Here is a 19,932-nt window from a genome sequence, read left to right as displayed (position 1 = left end):
CCTCTCGGCTATGCTCTTACTCTCATCTATTGTTGGCTTAGTCATGACTATCCAGGCACCAGGACCATATTCCTGTATTTCACTCAAAATTCTGTCATCCGTTCTGTACAGTGTGATCATTCCCTGCGCCTCCTGCCACATAGATTACAGCATGCCTCAAATGCACATTACCGCCTGATAATATTAACATAAAAAACACGGCCTTTCAACAAAGTTTTGTGTAAAGACCGTGTAATATCTATGTTAGTCAAGTGCCTTCCTGTGAGCTACAGTAACTGTCTCCTCATAGCATGAGAATGCTTCCTCAACCTTCTTCTGGTCAGGCTTCTTTGTGAACAGACTCACAATAGGAACGATGATAAGTCCTCCAACCATGGCAACCGCACCGCAGTTGATAGGTGACTGCATCATTGCAGGGAACTTGAACAATCCCCATGTGTTGCTTATGAAGTTCAGTGTCATGATTCCTGTTCCCCATACAAAGCATGTCCAGCAAGCTGCAACAGTTGTCTTCTTCCAGTATAAGCCATACAGGAACGGAGCGAGGAACGCACCTGCTATAGCGCCCCATGAAACGCCCATGAGCTGTGCTATGAATGTGATACGGCTTGAGTACTGCACGATGGCTATGACAGCCGATACGGCAACGAACATGACAAGCATGATCCTCATGATAAGTATCTGCTTCTTCTCATCCATCTTAGGCGCAATGACTGGCTTTATAAAGTCTATTGTAAGCGTTGAGCTTGATGTAAGAACCAGAGATGAGAGTGTGGACATAGATGCTGAGAGCACAAGTATGACCACAAGTCCCATAAGGGCTGCAGGAAGCTTCTCAAGCAGATGTGGAATGATAGCATCGAATCCCTCTGTAGCAACATCGGTTCCTGTCAGTCTTCCAAAACCGCCGAGGAAATAGCATCCGCCGGCAACTACGATTGCAAACAGTGTCGACACAACCGTACCTGTCTTGATGGATCTCTCATCCTTTATGGCGTAGAACTTCTGTACCATCTGTGGAAGTCCCCATGTTCCAAGGGATGTCAGCACGACGACACAAAACAGATTGAACACGTCAGGTCCCAGGAATGATGCAAATACACCCGGTGTATCTGACACTGCAGGATCATTTATCCTTGCTAGGCTGTCTAGCGCGCCTGTGAGTCCACCATAGTTGTTGAGTACCGCATATATGACTGCCACGATTCCCACCAGCATGATGAGTCCCTGGATGAAATCGTTGATAGCAGTCGCCATGTATCCACCAACGATTACATATATACCTGTAAGGGCAGCCATGACGATTACGCATATCTTATAGTCAACATTAAACGCCATTCCGAACAGTCTTGAAAGTCCGTTGTACAGTGACGCTGTATATGGAATGAGGAAGATGAAGATGATGATCGACGAGAAAAGCTTCAATGACTTGCTGGAGTATCTCTTCTCGAAGAACTCCGGCATAGTTCTCGTGTCAAGCTCCTGTGTGAGCAGTCTTGTTCTTCTTCCGAGAACTACCCATGCCACCAGTGAGCCAAGCAGCGCATTTCCAATTCCTATCCATGTGGAAGCAATTCCGTACTTCCATCCAAACTGTCCGGCATATCCAATGAATATAACCGCTGAGAAGTAAGATGTTCCATAGGCAAATGCTGTGAGCCACGGGCCAACGCTTCTGCCCCCAAGAACAAATCCATTCACATCCTTTGTGTGTTTTCTCGAGTAAAATCCAACTCCAAGCATGATCGCAAAGAAAACAACAAGCATAATAACTTTGAGTACCATAGTATCCTCCCAATACATTTTTTATCCGCGTTTTACTTTATCACATCAAAGCGTGTCAACTTTAAAGTTTTGCGGTTTAAATTGCTACGTCTGATTATAAGTTATACCCATACCATAGTCAAGAAATATCCACAAAAAAATACAGCGTGCGTCACTCGCTACACGCTGTATTTTTTATTGCGATCTAATCAAGTTCTTCTAAATCATAAAAATCATCCATACTGTAATAATCCTTGTCATAGTGATTTGTTATACACACCAACTCTTCCGGTTCATAATCATCACATAAACGAATGTCCCCCATTCATTTGATATCTGCTACATATAATTCTTGTACATAATATAAGCAAAATATACCGCATACACAGCCAGCATCACTATTCCGCCCGGCCTGGTGAGCTTCTTCTTTCTGACGCTGCACACCCATAGGAGAACAGCAGCCACTATTGCCATGATGCCATCCAACAGGAAGTTCTGCTCAAACTGCACTGGGGTTATGAGCATTGTAGTTCCGGCAACGAAAAGTATATTGAATATATTGCTTCCAACTATGTTGCCTATGGCAATATCTGTCTGCCCCTTTTTTGCCGCTGTGCATGATGTCACAAGCTCAGGAAGAGATGTGCCAAATGCCACTATTGTAAGACCTATGAGTCTCTCTGTCATTCCGAGCTTTCCAGCTATATATGATGCCGCATTTACAGTGAAATTGCTTCCGACCACGACCAGTGCTAATCCTATGATTATAAACAGTATAAGTCTCGGAGTCTTATCCTTCTCCGTGAGTTCTATAGAATCACTCTCGCTGTTGCCATTCTTCGCGCTGATGATCAGATATACCAAAAATCCAATAAACACTACATAGAATATCACACCCTCAAGTCTGCTGAGCACACCATCAAAATATCCCATGCAGAGTATCATGATCGATGCCACGATAACAAATGGTATATCTATCCTAAGTGTATTTTTCTTTATAGGAAGTGCTGCTATGAGTGCTGTCACTCCAAGGATGACAAGTATGTTAATAATGTTGCTTCCAAGCACATTTCCAACAGTGATCCCGGCTCCCGCAGGCGAAAGTGCCGCCTTTATGCTGACAGCTGCTTCTGGAGCACTAGTGCCCATGGCAACTATTGTTAATCCAACTACCATCTCTGGTATGTTGCATTTGACAGCTATTTTAGACGCACCATCTACAAATACATCCGCTCCCTTTATCATAAACACAAATCCAAGCACAAGAAGCAGTATCTGACCTAACATTTTTAATATCTCCATACATTCCCTCCATTGTATATATGCTACATTTTCACCTCAGCTATATAAGCAGCTTTTCTATCCCTATCATGTGGCATATGACGTATTACAGATCTCTTCTGACAATTATCATGCCCGCAACGCTGTCCAGCAATTCCTCAATTCCAAGACCTTCCGCTTTGATATTGATATGACAGTACTTCTCATAAAGCTTTGTCCTCTCATTATACAAATCTTTCAGAGTCTGTCCATCCTTCAGCACCACGCCTCTTCTCTTGATATTGCCAAGTCTGTTCGCTATCTCCTCATATGGAAGATTGATATATATAACTGTATCCTCCGCCATGTATTTCTCCATGGCCTCAGTACAGTACACAGCGCTTCCACCTGTGGCTATGACTGCATGTTGGTCTGTGATACCCTTGTTCACATCATTCTCTATCTTTAAAAACCCATCATCGCCATACTTTGCTATGATCTCCCTGAGCAGCATTCCCTGACTGTTCTGTATGAGAATATCTGCATCGATGAACTTATAACCGAGAACCTTTGCCAGAAGAACCCCTATAGTGCTCTTGCCCGCTCCCGGCATGCCTGTAAGTACTATGTTGTTCATTTCTCTTTTACCTCCGGTATAACTGATACTTCGTCCTTAAGCGTCTTGAGAACAAAGTGCGTTTCAGTTGCTGACACACCCTCATATCCCTTCACAAATCTATACACCTCGTCCAAACCTGCAGCGGAATCAGTCACTATCTTCAATATAAAGTCAAAATCTCCTGTCATATAGAAGCATGCGACTATGCTGTCATTTGTCTGTATAAGCTGTGCAAATTCATCATAATATTTCGGATGCTTCAGTCTCACTTCCATGATGGCTACCATCTCATTGCCCAGCTTTTTCTGGTCAACCTCAATGGTATATCCCTTTATTACCCCGCTGCTCTCCATCTTCCTTATTCTCTCTATCACGGCCGAGACAGAGAGATTGATCTCCTCACTGATGGCCGATGCTGTAAGTCTCGCATTGTCCTTCAGGCATCTCAGTATCTTGTAGTCAATATTATCCATTAATTAAACCTCTGTATAATAAAATTAGATTACTCCCAAACATTTTAACACAAACACCCACAGAGTCAATGTCACTGATGATAATAATGTGGATAAAACGATAATATTCGATGACAGCACATAATCATTGTCCATATTCTTCGCCATGATGTATCCCGACACCGTAGCCGGTGCTCCAACCATTATAAGTATAGCAACAATCTCACTCGGCCCAAAGCCCATACCAATGGCAACCGGAAGGAATATGACAGGAAGAATCACAAGCTTTATGACCGTTGCCACAAGTGACGGCTTGAGCCTGGTCAATGCCTGCTGTGAGTCAAATCCAGCACCTATGGCTATGAGCGCTATAGGAGTCGCCGTCTGTGCTATATAACTGATAGTTCTTGTCGGTATGGCTGGTATCGGTATGTCAAATACAGAGAACGGGACTCCAAGCAATATTCCTATGATGATCGGATTCTTCAATATATTGACGAACGCTTTCTTGATACCCGCTGTTCCCCTCTGTCTGTCGTTTCCGCCAAATGTCAGAGCTATTACAGATATAATATTGTACATCGGCACCGCTGACACTATCATGAGAGGCGCCATGCCCGAGTTGCCACAGATATTCTCCACAAATGCAACGCCGAGAACCGCAGCACTTCCTCTTGCTCCCCCCTGCACAAATGCACCGATCATGGTTCTGTCCTTACAGTATATCAGTGCAAACACCCATACCAGCCCAAACATTATGATCGTTCCAAAGAAGCAGAACAGAACAAACTTTACATTGAGGTCGTCCAATATGGAGGTCGTCGCAATATCCCTGAACAGCAGAACCGGAAGGGCTACCTTGAACACATATTTATTCGCCACGTTGGCGAACTCTTCTGTTATAATATGTATCTTCATCAGAAACCATCCCAGAAGTATCACCAGAAATATCGGTATCGTTGCATTTATGCTGAATATAAAATTATCCATTACTACACATCCTCACAATTTTCAATTTTTTTCAAAATACCTATTGACTTTCGCTCCTATAATGCATATAATGCAAAAGTCGGTTTGATGAATAGGCGATAACGTCTGATTCAATATAACACATCAGCAACTGATTTTCAAAAAAAAATTAAAAAAGTTGTTGACAAACATCACCGACTTGTGTATAATAAATTTTGCGTTGGTCGCAAAGGACTAACGGGGTGTGGCTCAGCTTGGCTAGAGCGCTTGATTTGGGATCAAGAGGTCGCAGGTTCGAATCCTGTCACCCCGACTTATAATCCAAAACACTGTTAAGCATTATGCGGGTGTAGTTCAATGGTAGAACACTAGCCTTCCAAGCTAGATACGTGGGTTCGATTCCCATCACCCGCTCTTTATTTTCGCTAACATATACATATAGCGGGAATTGGTACGTGTCCGTAGCTCAGCTGGATAGAGCAACGGCCTTCTAAGCCGTGGGTCGGGGGTTCGAATCCCTTCGGGCACATTTTTGTATCTTAGCTACTACTACTGTTAGCAGGCTAAGATATATTTTTATAAAATAGCAATTATTTTATAAGCCTATGGTGGGTATGGCGCAGTTGGCTAGCGCGCCAGATTGTGGCTCTGGAGGCCGAGGGTTCGAGTCCCTCTATCCACCCTTTTTCTTTATCGCACATATTAGCGATGCTATTGGGTTATCGCCAAGCGGTAAGGCACAGGACTTTGACTCCTGCATTCGCTGGTTCGAATCCAGCTAGCCCAGTTATTAAAGTCCAGACTTATGGGCCATTAGCTCAGGCGGTAGAGCACTTGACTTTTAATCAAGTTGTCCGGGGTTCGAGTCCCCGATGGCTCACTATTTCCCTTCTGATATGAGGGGCTATTTTTATTTTATGAAGAATTAAGCGGATATGGCGGAACTGGCAGACGCGCTAGACTTAGGATCTAGTCCTTCGGGGTGCAGGTTCGATTCCTGTTATCCGCATTTTTTATACCTTTTATCATGACGTTTCGTCCTATCTTCCATTTTTTTAGTAGATGACAAAAAAATACGCTCTATCCTCAATGGATAGAGCGTATCTTTATACTACCATATTCTTCTATATAATACAGTACGAATTACTCAGCGTCTGCCGCCTCGGCTGCTTCTGCTGCTGGCTCTGCCTCATCTGTATCTTCCTCATCATCGAAGAAGTCATCGTCGAAATCATCGTCGAAGTCATCATCAAAATCATCAAGGAAGTCTGGTGTAAGATATGAATATACTGCATATGCAATACCTGCAATAGCAGCAACGGCACCAATGATAACCAAGATCACAAATAATGTGCTCTTTGCCTTCTCTTCTGTTGCATCGCCTTTAACTAAGATTACGTCACTACTCTTCATCGTTACATTCCACCCTTTCTTAACCCTGTAACGGGTTTCATTATATTATATTGATTTGAGAGAAGAAACATACAGTTATTATCTCCCAACACATACCAAAATTATAGCATACGGTTTTGATTATTTCTATATGTATTTTATAAATAAATCTAACATGCGGTTTAATTGACTACTCGCATTTTTTGAGCTTTGCAAACGAAGCAAACATCTTCCTGACACCGCATCTGTCGAAATTCACTGTAACCTCGTAATCCTTATCGCCCTTCTCCAAAGCCTCCACAGTACCCGGACCAAACTTAATATGTCTGACTCTGTCTCCAACAGCATAATCCGGCTTGCCAACACTGTTTACCACAAAGGCTTTGCCGAACGAAGGCTGGGAAGACGGCTGCCCGTATGACTGCTGTTTTGCATAGCTGCTGTATGGATTCTTCTGTCCATAGCTTCTGCCTGAGGCTGCTCCAGCGGTTCTTCCACCGCCATAGCCGGCATATGTATCACCATATGAACTTCCATACGCATCTCTGCGTCCTTCACCTCTGTTATATCTGTCGACAGACTCCGACTCTCTTCGCTTTGCCATATTCTTCATATCAGCTTCATGCTCAAACAGCATAGGCGGGATCTCTCTTATGAATCTGGACACATCGCTGTACACCCTATTACCATGCATCATTCGTTCCTTCGCCGCACTCAGGTACAGCTTTTTCATGGCTCTGGTTATACCCACGTAACACAGACGTCTCTCCTCCTCAAGAGCATCGGGATCATCTGAGTTGAGTGCAATTCCACTAGGAAATACTCTGTCCTCCATTCCGCATATAAATACGTATGGGAACTCCAGACCCTTGGCACTGTGGAGAGTCATCAGCTTGACCTGATTGTCATCCTCCGACATGGCATCGAGGTCAGACACAAGCGCTATCTCCTCCAGGAACTCGCTGAGCCCTGCCTCCTCATTATCCTCTGTGAATTCCACCACCTTGTTGCGGAGTTCATCGATATTCTCAAGTCTAGTCATGGCCTCCTCTGTGTGCTCTGCTATGAGCTCTGACTCATAACCCGTATCCTCAAGGATCCTGTCGTACACCGAGTCAAGGCTCTCACCATCCGCCAGCATATCCCTGAATGATGTGATAAGCTCCGCAAACTGCCTGATCTTGGCCGAGGTCTTGGCAGCCATTCCCGGTATCTCGTCAGCTCTCGCCGCAGCATCCATCATCGACAATCCATACGCATCCGCAAATGACTCAACCTTGCTGAGACTCGCCTCGCCTATACCTCTCTTCGGAACATTTACCACTCTCCTGAAGTACAGGTTGTCAGTGGAATTGTTGATGACCTTGAGATATGCCAGAACATCCTTGATCTCCTTTCGGGCATAGAAGTTTGTGCCGCCATATACTCTGTATGGTATGTTCGCATACACCATCTTCTCTCCGAGCACACGGGACTGTGCATTCGTCCTGTAGAGGATAGCTATATCCCTGTAGTCCACTCCCTGTCTGACAAGAGTCTTGATACGGCTCGCCACCATATCTCCCTCTGCATATTCCGAATCGCACTGCTCAAACGAGATCTTCTCACCGGCATCCTTATCCGTCCACAGAGCCTTATCCTTACGGCCTGCATTGTGCTGTATGACTGCATTCGCTGCGGCAAGTATATTGCCACAGGATCTATAGTTCTGTTCCAGCTTGATAACCTTCGCATCCTCATATTCCTTCTCAAAGTTCAGGATATTGGTTATATTCGCTCCTCTGAACTTGTATATGGACTGATCATCGTCTCCCACCACACACAGGTTCCTGTATTTTCTCGCAAGCATCTTGACCAGCAGAAACTGTATGTGATTAGTATCCTGATACTCGTCAACCATGATATATCTGAATCTATTCTGATATGTATCAAGGACATCAGGATTGTGCTCGAACAGCTCCACCGTCTTGTAAATAAGATCGTCAAAGTCCATCGCATTGTTCTTCTTAAGACGACTCTGATACTCAGTGTACACCTCTGCAGCCTTTGTTCCTGCATAGTCTGCAGCATTCTTTTTTGCGAATTCATCAGGTGACAGATACTTCTCCTTGGCCTTGGATATCTCCGCCATGAACATCTTCTCGGGATACCTCTTCGGGTCTATCTGAAAATCCTTGAGTATACTCTTCACCGTACTCTTCTGGTCATCCGAATCATATATATCAAAGTTCTTGCCATAGCCGATCTTATCAGCATATCTTCTGAGTATCCTTACACACAGCGAATGAAATGTGCTGACCCATACCCTGTCAGCTCCGTCCCCAACTATCAGATCAACTCTCTCCCGCATCTCACGGGCCGCCTTGTTGGTGAATGTGATCGCCAGTATGTTCAGAGGATTAACTCCTTCGTGCTCCATGAGATAGGCTACCCTGTGTGTGATAACCCTGGTCTTTCCGCTTCCTGCTCCCGCAAGTATGAGCAGTGGCCCATCCACATGCTCACAGGCCTGTTCCTGCATATCGTTAAGTCCTGCCATAATTCCTCCTGTATCCTGTGACGTAAAAAACGCCGTTATATATACCAAACATATGTTTTATTCCATCTGCCTAGTATATCATAACAGCGTTTATTTGAAAATATCATTATTCAATTATAATGTATTTGTCTTTAGATCAGCTTCGTTCCACAGTTGCCACAGAACTTCGCACCGTTAGTTGGCTGTCCACAGTTAGGACAGAACTTTGGAGCTGTTCCGGTTCCTGCTGTCTGTGTTGCTGCATTGTTCATCTGGTTCATAGCTCCGGCCATCTGACCTGCCATAGCCATTCCCATCTGCATTCCTACCATGGCATTTGCCATATCCGTTGCATTGCTTCCGGCTGTTCCTGTACGGCCACCCCTTGCCATGGAATCAACCATATTCACCTGCTGGAATCTGTTCATATCCCCTATCATAGAATACTCAGCAGCCTGATCAGCACGCTTCTGTATATTCTCAGGATATGTAAACTCGCTTATTCTGAAATCAGTTATCGTAAGTCCGATTCCCAGAAGTTCCATGTCCAGATCTTCCTTGATACCCTTAGCTATATCAACGGAATTGGCCATAAGATTGAATACGTCTCCGCCAACCTTTGTGATCCACTTCATCAGCAGTCCGTCCAGGATACCCCTTATCCTGTCTCTTATGTCATCGACTGTGAACTGCTGCTTTATACCTGCAACCTTCTCTATTAGAACATTATAATCGTCTATCTTGAATGAGAATTTACCATTTGATCTCACAGGAAGTCCGCCCGGAAGTCCCGGTGCCTGAAGTCTGATCGGTGAACTGGTTCCCCAGTTACATGTAAACTCTTTTGTATTCACAAACAGAACCTCTGCGCGAAGTCCTGAATTGAATCCGAACTTAAATCCCTTCAATGTTGAAAGGAATGGTATGATCTGTGAATCAATAGTGTAGTTTCCAGACTCGGTAAATATACCTTCAACCGCTCCGTTATAAAGGAATATAGCATCCTGTCCCGGTTTGATTATAAGCTTTGAATCCTTCTTGATCTCTCTATTTGTCCACTTCCAGAAGATGACGTCATCTCTGTACTCTTCCCATTCTACAACATTAGCAAACTGATTTGAAAATAAACCCATGTAGTGCACTCCTCTCTGTTCTGCAATATGTTTGGAATATTATAATCCCATCTTTGCCTTAAGTGCTGCAAGCTCATCCTGAACGTCTGCATTTGGAGCTGCATCATACTTGCTTGCAAGATCATCTATTGAATCTGCGCTTGATGAATTGAGCTCGCTCATTGCATTTGCCTTGTCAAGCATAGCGTCTGCCTTTGCTTCCATTCTTGAAAATGCATCAAGTGAAGCTGATGAATCGCCGATACCGCTCATCATCTTGTTCATACGCTCCTGAGTCTTAGCAACCTGAACCTTTGCCTTGATAGTCTCTTTTCTTGCATTGAGATCGCTGACATCCTTTGTGAGCTTGTCATGCATCTGTCTCATCTTGGCTGCGTTAGCTGCTGCTGCATCATATGCCTGCTGAAGAGCTACCTGCTTCTGCGTGAGCTGGTTCTTCTTCTCGAGGAACTTCATTGCATCGCCCTCGTTACCTGCTACAAGTGCCTTCTCTGCATATGTCTGCATCTTTGCGATCTCTGCGTCACACTCATCAAGCTGTCTCTTGCATCTCTGCTCCTCTGCCATAACAGTTGCAGTCTCTGACTTAACCTTTCTGAGATCCTCCTGAAGGTCTCTGAGGTACTGATCTATCATCTTCTCAGGATCCTCTGCCTTGTCAAGAAGTGCATTGATGTTTGATGACATAATGTCCTTAAATCTCTTTAAAATTCCCATAACTTTTTACCTCCGCGTTTTAGGTTGATTTATTTGTATATAATATTAAATGTTGCCTCCTGTCGACGACACCACCATTATATGATCTCCCATGCTCCGGCGCAATACCATGCATGCTGTGTTGCTGCATCATATAATGTGCTATTCGACACGTTACCCCCTGTAAAGTATCAGCCGCCAACTTATCAGGCTTTAATATTCAAAACTAGCGCGTCCCCTGCATGTTGCACGAAACTTTTATACGACTCCGTCATCCACGTCATCATAGGCATCGGATATACGTCCGCCTATTCTGAAATCAGGTCTGCCGTTCTTGTCTGAGTCGCTTCCCTTGGCACTCGCATCCGTTATCGACTCCTCAAGTCTCACCGGTGTTCTGTCTCCAAAGCGTCTCATCTTATCGTCATGATCACTGTCTTTTATGACATGTATCGAAGAATCCGCATCGTCAGTCTCCCTCTGGACACTCTTGACCGGTTCCCTGGATGCCTTCACTCGGATTGGTTCAGGCTCCTTCTTATCTTCAAAATCGAACTCCCACTGAACCATCTCCGGCTCACCGTTCTTATCCTTGTGCTCCTCATCCTTGGCTTTGTTCTTCTCATAATACAGCTCATTCGCCAGAAGCTGGCTGATCTCCAGTATATCGGCATAGCGCTCCTGCTTCTTCATATCCATGAGACCTTCCATGAGCTCCTTCTTGTTGTTCTCAATGATCTCAGATTTCTTTCTCAGAGAATCAAGGACTCTGTCGCTCTCCATGCTTATCATATTATATGCCTGGTTCACGGTCTCGTTGATCTCCATCAGCATCTCATTTGTATAAATGATAGATGCCGCATATATCTCGTTGGCCGTTCTGAGCGCCTGCCTGTCCTGCTTGCCAAGGCTCTTGACATTGCGGTCCACAAAGAGCGGGCTTGGCTTTGTAAGCCTGATCCTGGATGCGGTCTCCTCGGCCTCTGCGATGATCTCATCGGCCTCCTGCTCTGCCTCCTTGATGATCTTGCTTCTCTTGTCTGTGATCTCATGATATGCCTTGAGTTCCAGATCTATAGTAGTCTTGAGCTCCTCAACGATCTCAAGAACCTCTTCCTTGTTGACCAGTACCTTACCTGCTGCAAATGGAACGTTCTGTCCATCTCCAACTATATCCTGTATTCTATCTAAAAGCTGTTTAGCTTTTCCGTTCTCCATAATAGTGCCTCCATCGCAACTTTTCTATCTCATAAGTATACGCTAGTTTATTTTAGCATCTTTCATATGGCATTTCAACGTTAATCTATCGCCGGTTTCACATCATCTCTCGGAAGCCCAAGGAAATCCTGTATAAGATGTCTTGTAAAAAGCCGTCCTTCCTCGCTCTCAAATATACGCTCAGGATGCCACTGGAAGGCAAGTATGCTCATCGTCGGTGATACAAATGCCTCGACAGATTCATTCTCCTCATCGACCACTATCGGATAGAACATCGTCGACAGATTTTCCAGATAGACACAGTCGCTGTGGAAGTTGTTTACCTTGATATATCTGTCCGTCTTGACTATCCTTGCCATGTGGTCTGTGCCTCTGGGTCTTGGCACCTTAAAGCGCGCGGAATAACTTATCTTACCGCCAAACAGCGCATTTATGTGCTGCATTCCCCTGCACACGCCTATCACTGGGATCTCATTCTGGACGCAGTACATTATGAGCTGCTCCTCTAGCGCATCACGGTGCGGCTGCAGCTCTGCATTGTGCGGCTCCACATAATGTCTCGGATGGAGCGTTCCGCCCCCTGTCACTATCAGGAGATCAAACTGTTCATCCACTATCTCATCAAAGTTTTTTGTAAAGTTGGATACCGGTCTGAGTCTTATTCCAAGGCTCTCATAGAACTCCACATAAGCAGCCTCGAGAACGTCCGTATATTTTCCATACATATTGTGTCCTTCCCGCTGTGTTATAAGTGCATGTAACATAAAACCTATACCCCCTTTGTTATCTTACCGTGTGCACAGTCGAGCGTCACCGTCTGCTGTTTTTCCACGAAACTGTATATGCAGTCTCCGCAGCCTATTGCCGCCGGGATGTTGAACTCCGCACACCTTATCGCCATGTGGGATGCAACTCCGCCGTATTTCGTTATAAATCCTTTTATCCCCTTTGCAAATATCCAGTCGTATCCCGGATCCGCCTTCGGGAGAACTACTATCTTATCCTGAACGTCAGCCACATCCTCGTGATCCTCATTCTCATAATTTTCAAGCAGGAGAATGTCACCCGTGACGCATTCAGATGTTATGAAGTTAGGTCTGGCCTCCCATATCTCTATGCATTTTAACTGCAACGGATCATATATGACATCCGGCAGTATAAGCATGGACGCCCTCTGGAATTTCTTTTTGTTCTGATCTATGATCTTTCTCCATATATCGCCTGTGAATTCCGCAGGTCTGTTCACCATAAGCTGAATATCCGGCACCTCAAGATATGCCATGTCTTCCTTGCTTATGCCAAGTTTATCGCCTATATCTATAAGTATGTCTATGGCAAGGCTTAATGTCTTGGTGAACTCGAACTTGAAGAATTCCCTCTCCTCCATGGAATCCTTGAGGAAATCCAGAAATTCCCTGAGGTCCACATAAAAGCCTATATCCTCAAGTGCCTCCATGAGCTTAACCGAATCCAGAGGATTATGCTTAAGCTCCTCTATGGTCTGCCTCTGCTTTCTCGCAGCAGCGCTTCCCTTGGACAGGTCGAACTCGCGCTGGGCGTATGTCTCGCAGGTTATGTCGTATGTGCCTGAACGCAGATGTCCATATTTTTCATCAAATGTAACTCTTGTTATCCTGCCGTCCACCAGATCCTGAAAGTCAGAATCGTACTCCGACGCAACAGTATATATCGACATCATAAAATCGTCTATCTCTTTGTCCGTAAAATATCCTCTGTACACAAGGGATCTGCTAATCGCCTTCGATATGAATGCCAGTCTCGCCTGTCGCGCAAATTTCGGGGTTCCGTAATGCTTTATGCTCTCTATGAGCTGTACAAAATACTGTATCAGCGTTACCACATCATTGTGCGCCATAAGCCAGTTGCTTCTCGTATTCTCACGGTGGACACGAAGGCCGTTAAGAGCCCTGAGATCCTTCATCCTGTTTCTATTGAAATTGCATATCGCATTGTTTGTCAGATTGAACAGCGAATCCGAGAGGTCCGCAATCTCCTCCCTGGTGAACCCGGCTTCCGTCAGTGTCCCCAGCTTATCCTCCGTCGAGAAGTCATATTCGGAAAATGCTATCTCAAATTCTATCTTGTCATGGGCGGTCGGATCATCTATAAGCTTCTTATCGTAATACTTCAGAAGCTTCGCCTCCAGCCTGTCATCCAGTTCATCCGGCATCAGCCCCAGGAACGACTTCTTAAGAGATATGTACGGCTTGTTGCCAAGCTTATACATGAGGTCTCCATCCACCTCTCTGTAACCAATGTAGCTGAGTCCCTGATTCCATGCCGCAGACGTGATGATCTCCCTGTACAGGGAATAGTCAAGCGGATGGGGATTTTCACCTATGATCTCCGCAGGATTCCAGAATGCCATATCCGACAATATGGTGTTCCTGTCCCCAACCAGGCTGCTGATCTCCCTGTATGTATCCTCAGCCTCCAAAACAGTCCTGAACACCTCTTCGTCATCGACATCGGAGTGAACACCATTGATGCTGGCTGCAAGAGGTCTCATCTGAAATATCGTGACTGTATTGTCCTCATCTATTGCGAACTCCACATCCAGTGGATATTCAGGGTGCATCTCCTCCAGCTCACGCATGGATCTGATGAGCGCAGCCCAGTTCGCCGGCAGCTCATCACAGTCCACATTCCTGATTATGTATACCGTCTTTCCTCCCCTTCCGCTTGTAACCGCGTCTGTGGATGAATCATCGTAGGTTATCGTATAATATGGCCTGTCCTTCTTGATCTCCCTTGAAAATATAACGCCGCTGCAGCTGATATTCGTGATCTGTCTCTGTATGAGAACCTGTTCGCCGGACACATCGTCCAGATCACATTTATATGAATCCAGCACTTCCCTGACTGCCCTTACTACCGCCTCTCCGTCTGAAGGGTCCACTCCCAGAATACTCTCATAGTGACCGGCATTCGAAGTGTTGAGTCCGTCTTCATTTGAGGACGAGCTTCTGACCACGATATACCCTCCGGCAAATTCTTCTGCTATCTCCGCCGCAAGTCCATATGGATCGGCATCAAGCTCAGCTCCGGTTACTATCTTCAGCTTTTCCACTCTCGAATACTTCAATTTTCCATACAGGCTCTTAAGAACATCAGCCTTTGAAGAAATCCTGTCTGTCATGTTGCCTCCTTATTAAAAAAAGCTGCACTTAGTGTATACTAAAGTGCAGCTTACATCAATTTCTTTTTATATGTAATTGTACCGTTCTGTGATCTACTTCACTGTGAGAAGGTCGTCCACTGACTTTCTAGGCGGCATCTCCGGTGCAAATGCAGGATAACCCATAGCCACAACTGCGGCAACGGTCTGTCCATCAGGAATACCAACTATCTCTCCTACCTTTGCATCGTCAAATATTCCGAGTATGACTGTTCCAACGCCCTTATCATGAGCGGCAAGACAGAATGTCTGAGTTGCTATACCGGCATCGAACATCTCCCACTCGCTGCCCTTGCTTGTGCTGAACTCTCCTGACTTCTCATAGCCACATATTCCGTCCTTCTTGGTGACTATCATGAGCTGCTTCGCTCTGCTGACTGTCTTCTGGTTGAGAGGGAAATCCATAACGCCCTCTGCAGCTATCTTAGCGATGATCTCCGGATCCTCCACAAGTGTATATCTGATAACCTGTGTATTCTTCCATGATGGCGCATATGACGCCAGCTCAACAATCTCTCTGACTGTGTCAACACTCACCATCTCATCTGTAAACTTTCTCACACTTCTTCTGGTCTTGATACATTCTACTGCGTTCATACAATGTCCTCCTGGTGTAAAATCTTATAATAATCCCTGGATATATAATATCCCGCTCGTGAACTTGTCACCGACGTTATTCACGTAATTCCTGTATTCCTTATAGTCTATATAATACTTCTTTCCCCATGAAGATACAACAAGATATTCTCTTCCTTTTATGGTGCACACTCCTGTAACAGTCACATAATGTGAGTGGACATTCTCCCTGATGGAGCTCTTCAGCTCACCGTCCTTGTCCACATAAAGGCTGATACCCTTCTTGCCAAATGGATTGTATCTGTTAGGTCCTATGGCCAGTATGACCGGCTTATTCTTTCTTATGAGATGTCTTATATCTCTCAGCATCGATTCATCGGACTGCATCATCTTCCACTTTGCCTTGAGCCCTATGTCGTTCAGCATGAAATATCTGTTCATCGTATGCTTGAGTGCTATTCCCAGCATACCCTTGTGCATGAGAAGTATCACGTAGTGCACATAGAAAAATCTCACATACTCAAGATAGTCATGCTTGTTGTATAAGCCTTTTGGCTTGTTGATCTTTCGGATGGCATCGGTCATCATATTCGGATTCTGCTCAGCAAGATACATCGTGAGGTCTGCCATGGCTATAACACCACATCCGACCTTCTGCATCTTCTTTGACTTTGACCAGTTCTGATTGCCACCGTAGCTCACCAGATTCAGATTCTTTATCTTCACATAATCTCTATTAGTTAAATATACATCTTCCATTGTTAGTCCTTTCCAGCGCTATGTGCGCCATATGCCTGAAGTCATATATTAGTCTGCTCGTCTTTGCTATAGATTATATCATGAATCGCAATCCACATCAAGCATTCTTAACTGTGTTAAGTAGTTTTAAAAACTACATTCGTTGTTTTTTGATTATTTTCACTTTACTTTTTGCCGGTGATTTGTTATAAGATTATATGAGTTGGATAAGTGATCGCGGCTGCATTTTTGCAGGTGAGGAAAGTCCGGGCTTCACAGGGCAGGATGCCGGATAACGTCCGGTGGAGGCGACTCCCAGGCCAGTGCAACAGAAATATACCGCCATATTCGTATGGTAAGGGTGGAAAGGCGAGGTAAGAGCTCACCGCTGCCATGGTAACATGACAGGCTCTGTAAACCCCATCCGAAGCAAGACCAAATATAGCTTCTGCAAAGGAGCTTGTGGAATGATACAGTTGCCCGCTGCATTCCAGGTAGGTTGCTTGAGTTTTATGGTAACATAAATCCTAGATAGATGATCACTCTCGACATAACCCGGCTTACAGTCCAACTCATTCCCTTTCATAGTATTTTTCTTATATTTTGAACAAAAAATACGGCACGGAGACATTTGTTTTGCCTCTGTGCCGTATTTTTGTATTGTTGGTTATTCTTTATCCTTGTGTGAACCTTCATCATATCCTGAAGCATCCGCCACCTATAAATTCTCTGAGTATGGAATTTGCTGGTATGTATTCTGTGTCTATGTCGTGGAACATATCTATCAGACGCAGAAGTCTCGCCGCATCCTGGTAATGCTCTGAAGTCTCATCTACCCCGAGCAGCAATGGTCTCGCCTCACGCCGTATGGCGGTATATTCGTACAACAGTCCCGAGTTAAACATCTCATCAGCCTCGCTCTCATATGGGAAGATATATTTCTCCTCTCCCCTTCTGACTGAGCTCCACATGGAAAGTGTCTTCTCCACATCGTTCCCTCTGGTCCTGCTGTCTCTGACTATTCTCCTGAGCAGTCTGCTGTCTATGGTTGAAACCTTTGCCGGCTCGCCGTCCTCACCTTCAACGTACAACTGATTAAGGGGACTTATGTATATCTTGTACTTGTCTTCATCCGCCAGTCCGTATGTCATCTTCGGGTTAAGCGAATGGATTCCTTCCATGATGATAACATCATTTTCACCTATTTTGAGAAGGTCCCCATGATATTCCCTCACTCCGGTCTTGAAGTTGAAAACCGGAAGCTCTATCTCTTCACCGTCCAACAGCCTTGTCATATCCCTATTAAGTGTTTCAAGATCCATGGCCTCCAGGCACTCGAAATCATAGTTGCCATTCTCATCCTTCGGATTGTCTTCACGGTTCACAAAATAGTTATCCGCAGCTATCGCATGTGGTCTGAGTCCCATGGCACGAAGCTGGATACTGAGTCTGTGGGAAAGTGTTGTCTTGCCCGCCGAGCTCGGCCCGGATATCAGTATTATCCTACGCTTCTGTTCGGAAACTTTTCTGGCTATCTCATACATGCAGTTACTCTGCATAGCCTCGCATACCAGTATGAGCTCCAGTCCCTTTCCTGAATCGATCATCTCGTTCAGCCTGTCGATCGAATCGATACCGACTTTCCTCGCCCACTCCTTTGCAGTTGTCTTTAATGATGTTATACTTCTCTGCTCATCACCCATATAAATATCTACTCCATATCCGATATAAGTCTCAATGCCTCTTCCATGCATTCCTTTTCATGTGTGAGCTCACCGGCACGCCGTCTGGCATTGACCGTATCCGCCTTCTTCAGTCCATCAAGGACTTTTCCGGTCGAATCAAGCTTATCCCTCAGATACTCTCCGAGGATCTTGTCATGATTATGTATGAGGTAATATCCGTATTTATAATATACTTCATCCATGGCTGACTTATTACCAAAATCCTGTGCTGTCACATCCACGTTCAGTACAACGTAGTATTTGCCAGCATCTATCAGCATTTTTTCCTCTGTGATCTTCCAGCCATTCTCTGCGATGTACCTTCTCAAATGCTCTGTCTCCGACTGGGGCTGCAGCACGAGCTGACCGGCTGACTGTACCACATCCATGCCGGCTTCAAGTATATCCGTTATGAGGATTCCTCCCATGCCGGCTATTATGATGGAATCCACCTCACCCGGAGATATGGTTGCAAGTCCGTTTCCGAGTCTCAGATCAATACGGTCTGTCATATTCCATCTGGCTATATTATCCCTGGCTATAGCACACGGACCGGTTCTAACATCTGATGCTATGACCCTGTCCGATATGCCATTTGCCACAAGGTATATGGACACAAATGCATGGTCGCATCCAATATCACACACTCTGCCGCCGGGCTTTACCATGTCGGCAACAGTCTTCATACGAAGTGACAATTCTATATCTTTCATAATTATTATCCTCGCACCATCCATGCCAGATCGCGCGGTCCTCTCTGCTAGTTATACAGGAAATCCTTGAGCTTTCTGCTTCTGTTAGGATGTCTCAGCTTTCTGAGCGCCTTTGCCTCGATCTGTCTGATACGCTCTCTTGTGACATTGAACTCCTTGCCGACTTCCTCAAGGGTTCTTGGTCTTCCGTCATCCCATCCAAATCTGAGCTTTATAACTCTCTGCTCTCTCTCTGTAAGTGTGCTGACTACCTCGTCGAGCTGCTCGTGCAGCAGTGTCTGGTTTGTCGCCTCAACAGGTGTAGGGATACTCTCATCCTGTATGAAATCTCCAAGATGGCTGTCCTCCTCCTCACCGATAGGAGTCTCCAGTGATACAGGCTCCTGTGCGATCTTCATGATCTCCTGAACTCTCTCCTTTGGAAGTCCCATAACCTCTCCGACTTCCTCTGGAAGCGGCTCTCTGCCGAGCTTCTGAAGCAGATCTCTGCTCACTCTGGTAACCTTGTTGATGGTCTCAACCATATGAACCGGGATTCTTATGGTTCTCGCCTGATCTGCGATGGCCCTTGTGATGGCCTGTCTGATCCACCATGTCGCATATGTTGAGAACTTGTAACCCTTTCTGTAATCAAACTTCTCCACGGCCTTGAGCAGACCGAGGTTACCCTCCTGTATTAGATCGAGGAATAACATTCCACGTCCAACATATCTCTTGGCTATACTTACAACAAGTCTGAGGTTGGACTCAGCAAGCTTCTTCTTTGCCATCTCATCGCCTGCCTCCATTCTCTTGGCAAGCTCTATCTCCTCCTCCGCGCTGAGCAGAGGCACCTTTCCTATATCCTTCAGGTACATCTTGACAGGATCCTGTGTTGTGCTTGATATATCACCTGTATCTGTGAAATCTATCTTCTCAACATCCTCGCCCTCAGCGATCACGTCCTCGTCAAGTGTTGGCT

Annotated in this window: 17 protein-coding genes, 7 tRNA genes and 1 other RNA gene; 8 read left to right on the top strand and 17 right to left on the bottom strand. The window is 45.2% G+C overall.

All coding sequences use genetic code 11. The features are described 5' to 3' along the window. Positions 1-243: 243 nt before the first annotated feature. The 5 genes from ABUA34_RS09560 to ABUA34_RS09540 all read right to left on the bottom strand — a co-directional run bounded on the left by ABUA34_RS09560 (position 244) and on the right by ABUA34_RS09540 (position 5,085). Positions 244-1,785: a sodium:solute symporter family protein gene (locus tag ABUA34_RS09560; RefSeq protein ID WP_015533948.1), complete on the bottom strand. Its 1,542-nt coding sequence runs from the start codon at positions 1,783-1,785 to the stop codon at positions 244-246. Positions 1,786-2,103: 318 nt separating this feature from the next. Then, positions 2,104-3,066 carry a calcium/sodium antiporter gene (locus tag ABUA34_RS09555; protein WP_015533950.1) on the bottom strand — a complete coding sequence of 321 codons (963 nt, stop codon included), beginning with the start codon at positions 3,064-3,066 and terminating at the stop codon, positions 2,104-2,106. 85 nt (positions 3,067-3,151) lie between these two features. Continuing rightward, the gene (locus ABUA34_RS09550; protein ID WP_161171902.1) at positions 3,152-3,661 is read right to left on the bottom strand and encodes a shikimate kinase; all 510 of its coding nucleotides are present in this window, start codon (positions 3,659-3,661) and stop codon (positions 3,152-3,154) included. Further along, positions 3,658-4,116, bottom strand: coding sequence for an Lrp/AsnC family transcriptional regulator (locus ABUA34_RS09545; RefSeq protein ID WP_022215931.1), 459 nt, complete (start codon positions 4,114-4,116; stop codon positions 3,658-3,660). The genes ABUA34_RS09550 and ABUA34_RS09545 overlap by 4 nt, the downstream gene beginning before the upstream one ends. Before the next feature lie 24 nt (positions 4,117-4,140). After that, positions 4,141-5,085 carry an AEC family transporter gene (locus tag ABUA34_RS09540; RefSeq protein ID WP_022215932.1) on the bottom strand — a complete coding sequence of 315 codons (945 nt, stop codon included), beginning with the start codon at positions 5,083-5,085 and terminating at the stop codon, positions 4,141-4,143. 217 nt (positions 5,086-5,302) lie between these two features. Between ABUA34_RS09540 and ABUA34_RS09535 the strand changes: the two genes are divergently transcribed. From ABUA34_RS09535 to ABUA34_RS09505, 7 genes are all read left to right on the top strand, one after another. Next, a tRNA-Pro gene (locus ABUA34_RS09535) sits at positions 5,303-5,377 on the top strand. A gap of 30 nt (positions 5,378-5,407) precedes the next feature. Continuing rightward, positions 5,408-5,478, top strand: a tRNA-Gly gene (locus ABUA34_RS09530). Positions 5,479-5,519: 41 nt separating this feature from the next. Beyond that, a tRNA-Arg gene (locus ABUA34_RS09525) sits at positions 5,520-5,593 on the top strand. A 79-nt stretch (positions 5,594-5,672) separates the two neighbouring features. Next, positions 5,673-5,746 (top strand) — tRNA-His (locus ABUA34_RS09520). Positions 5,747-5,779: 33 nt separating this feature from the next. Beyond that, positions 5,780-5,851, top strand: a tRNA-Gln gene (locus tag ABUA34_RS09515). Between the two features lie 20 nt (positions 5,852-5,871). Continuing rightward, a tRNA-Lys gene (locus ABUA34_RS09510) sits at positions 5,872-5,944 on the top strand. A 49-nt stretch (positions 5,945-5,993) separates the two neighbouring features. Next, positions 5,994-6,073: transfer RNA gene (locus tag ABUA34_RS09505), tRNA-Leu, on the top strand. Positions 6,074-6,207: 134 nt separating this feature from the next. Here the strand turns inward: ABUA34_RS09505 and ABUA34_RS09500 are convergent. From ABUA34_RS09500 to ABUA34_RS09460, 9 genes are all read right to left on the bottom strand, one after another. Further along, positions 6,208-6,477 (bottom strand): hypothetical protein, encoded by a 270-nt coding sequence (locus tag ABUA34_RS09500; RefSeq protein WP_015533951.1) that lies wholly within the window; start codon positions 6,475-6,477, stop codon positions 6,208-6,210. Positions 6,478-6,646: 169 nt separating this feature from the next. Continuing rightward, complete coding sequence (pcrA, locus tag ABUA34_RS09495; RefSeq protein ID WP_055273291.1) at positions 6,647-8,995, bottom strand: DNA helicase PcrA; 2,349 nt, start codon at positions 8,993-8,995, stop codon at positions 6,647-6,649. A gap of 131 nt (positions 8,996-9,126) precedes the next feature. Then, positions 9,127-10,107 (bottom strand): SPFH domain-containing protein, encoded by a 981-nt coding sequence (locus ABUA34_RS09490; RefSeq protein WP_055223264.1) that lies wholly within the window; start codon positions 10,105-10,107, stop codon positions 9,127-9,129. Between the two features lie 39 nt (positions 10,108-10,146). After that, positions 10,147-10,824 carry a PspA/IM30 family protein gene (locus ABUA34_RS09485; protein WP_015533954.1) on the bottom strand — a complete coding sequence of 226 codons (678 nt, stop codon included), beginning with the start codon at positions 10,822-10,824 and terminating at the stop codon, positions 10,147-10,149. A gap of 237 nt (positions 10,825-11,061) precedes the next feature. After that, the gene (locus ABUA34_RS09480; protein WP_015533955.1) at positions 11,062-12,021 is read right to left on the bottom strand and encodes a hypothetical protein; all 960 of its coding nucleotides are present in this window, start codon (positions 12,019-12,021) and stop codon (positions 11,062-11,064) included. 80 nt (positions 12,022-12,101) lie between these two features. Then, positions 12,102-12,785 carry a gamma-glutamyl-gamma-aminobutyrate hydrolase family protein gene (locus tag ABUA34_RS09475; protein ID WP_015533956.1) on the bottom strand — a complete coding sequence of 228 codons (684 nt, stop codon included), beginning with the start codon at positions 12,783-12,785 and terminating at the stop codon, positions 12,102-12,104. Between the two features lie 5 nt (positions 12,786-12,790). Beyond that, positions 12,791-15,181, bottom strand: coding sequence for a PEP-utilizing enzyme (locus tag ABUA34_RS09470; protein WP_349823214.1), 2,391 nt, complete (start codon positions 15,179-15,181; stop codon positions 12,791-12,793). A gap of 93 nt (positions 15,182-15,274) precedes the next feature. Further along, complete coding sequence (locus ABUA34_RS09465; protein ID WP_015533958.1) at positions 15,275-15,817, bottom strand: nitroreductase family protein; 543 nt, start codon at positions 15,815-15,817, stop codon at positions 15,275-15,277. A gap of 24 nt (positions 15,818-15,841) precedes the next feature. Next, positions 15,842-16,555, bottom strand: coding sequence for a hypothetical protein (locus ABUA34_RS09460; protein WP_055223258.1), 714 nt, complete (start codon positions 16,553-16,555; stop codon positions 15,842-15,844). Positions 16,556-16,753: 198 nt separating this feature from the next. Between ABUA34_RS09460 and rnpB the strand changes: the two genes are divergently transcribed. Further along, positions 16,754-17,113, top strand: an RNA gene (gene rnpB / locus ABUA34_RS09455) — RNase P RNA component class A. A gap of 116 nt (positions 17,114-17,229) precedes the next feature. Here the strand turns inward: rnpB and ABUA34_RS09450 are convergent. The 3 genes from ABUA34_RS09450 to rpoD form a co-directional block, all read right to left on the bottom strand. After that, on the bottom strand, positions 17,230-18,237 hold the full coding sequence (locus tag ABUA34_RS09450) for a uridine kinase family protein (RefSeq protein ID WP_015533961.1): 1,008 nt from the start codon (positions 18,235-18,237) through the stop codon (positions 17,230-17,232). Positions 18,238-18,245: 8 nt separating this feature from the next. After that, entirely contained in the window at positions 18,246-18,971 is a 726-nt protein-coding gene (locus ABUA34_RS09445; RefSeq protein ID WP_015533962.1) for a tRNA (adenine(22)-N(1))-methyltransferase, read from the bottom strand. 47 nt (positions 18,972-19,018) lie between these two features. Then, the coding region (rpoD, locus tag ABUA34_RS09440) for an RNA polymerase sigma factor RpoD (protein WP_349823213.1) at positions 19,019-19,932 on the bottom strand (914 nt) is incomplete at its 5' end.

Origin of the sequence: Coprococcus sp. RTP21428st1_C9_RTP21428_210409 (assembly GCF_040227395.1) — a bacterium.
Classification (GTDB): domain Bacteria; phylum Bacillota; class Clostridia; order Lachnospirales; family Lachnospiraceae; genus Coprococcus; species Coprococcus aceti.
Note: the sequence above shows the minus strand (reverse complement) of the source record. Positions and strands in the feature narration are given on the sequence as shown.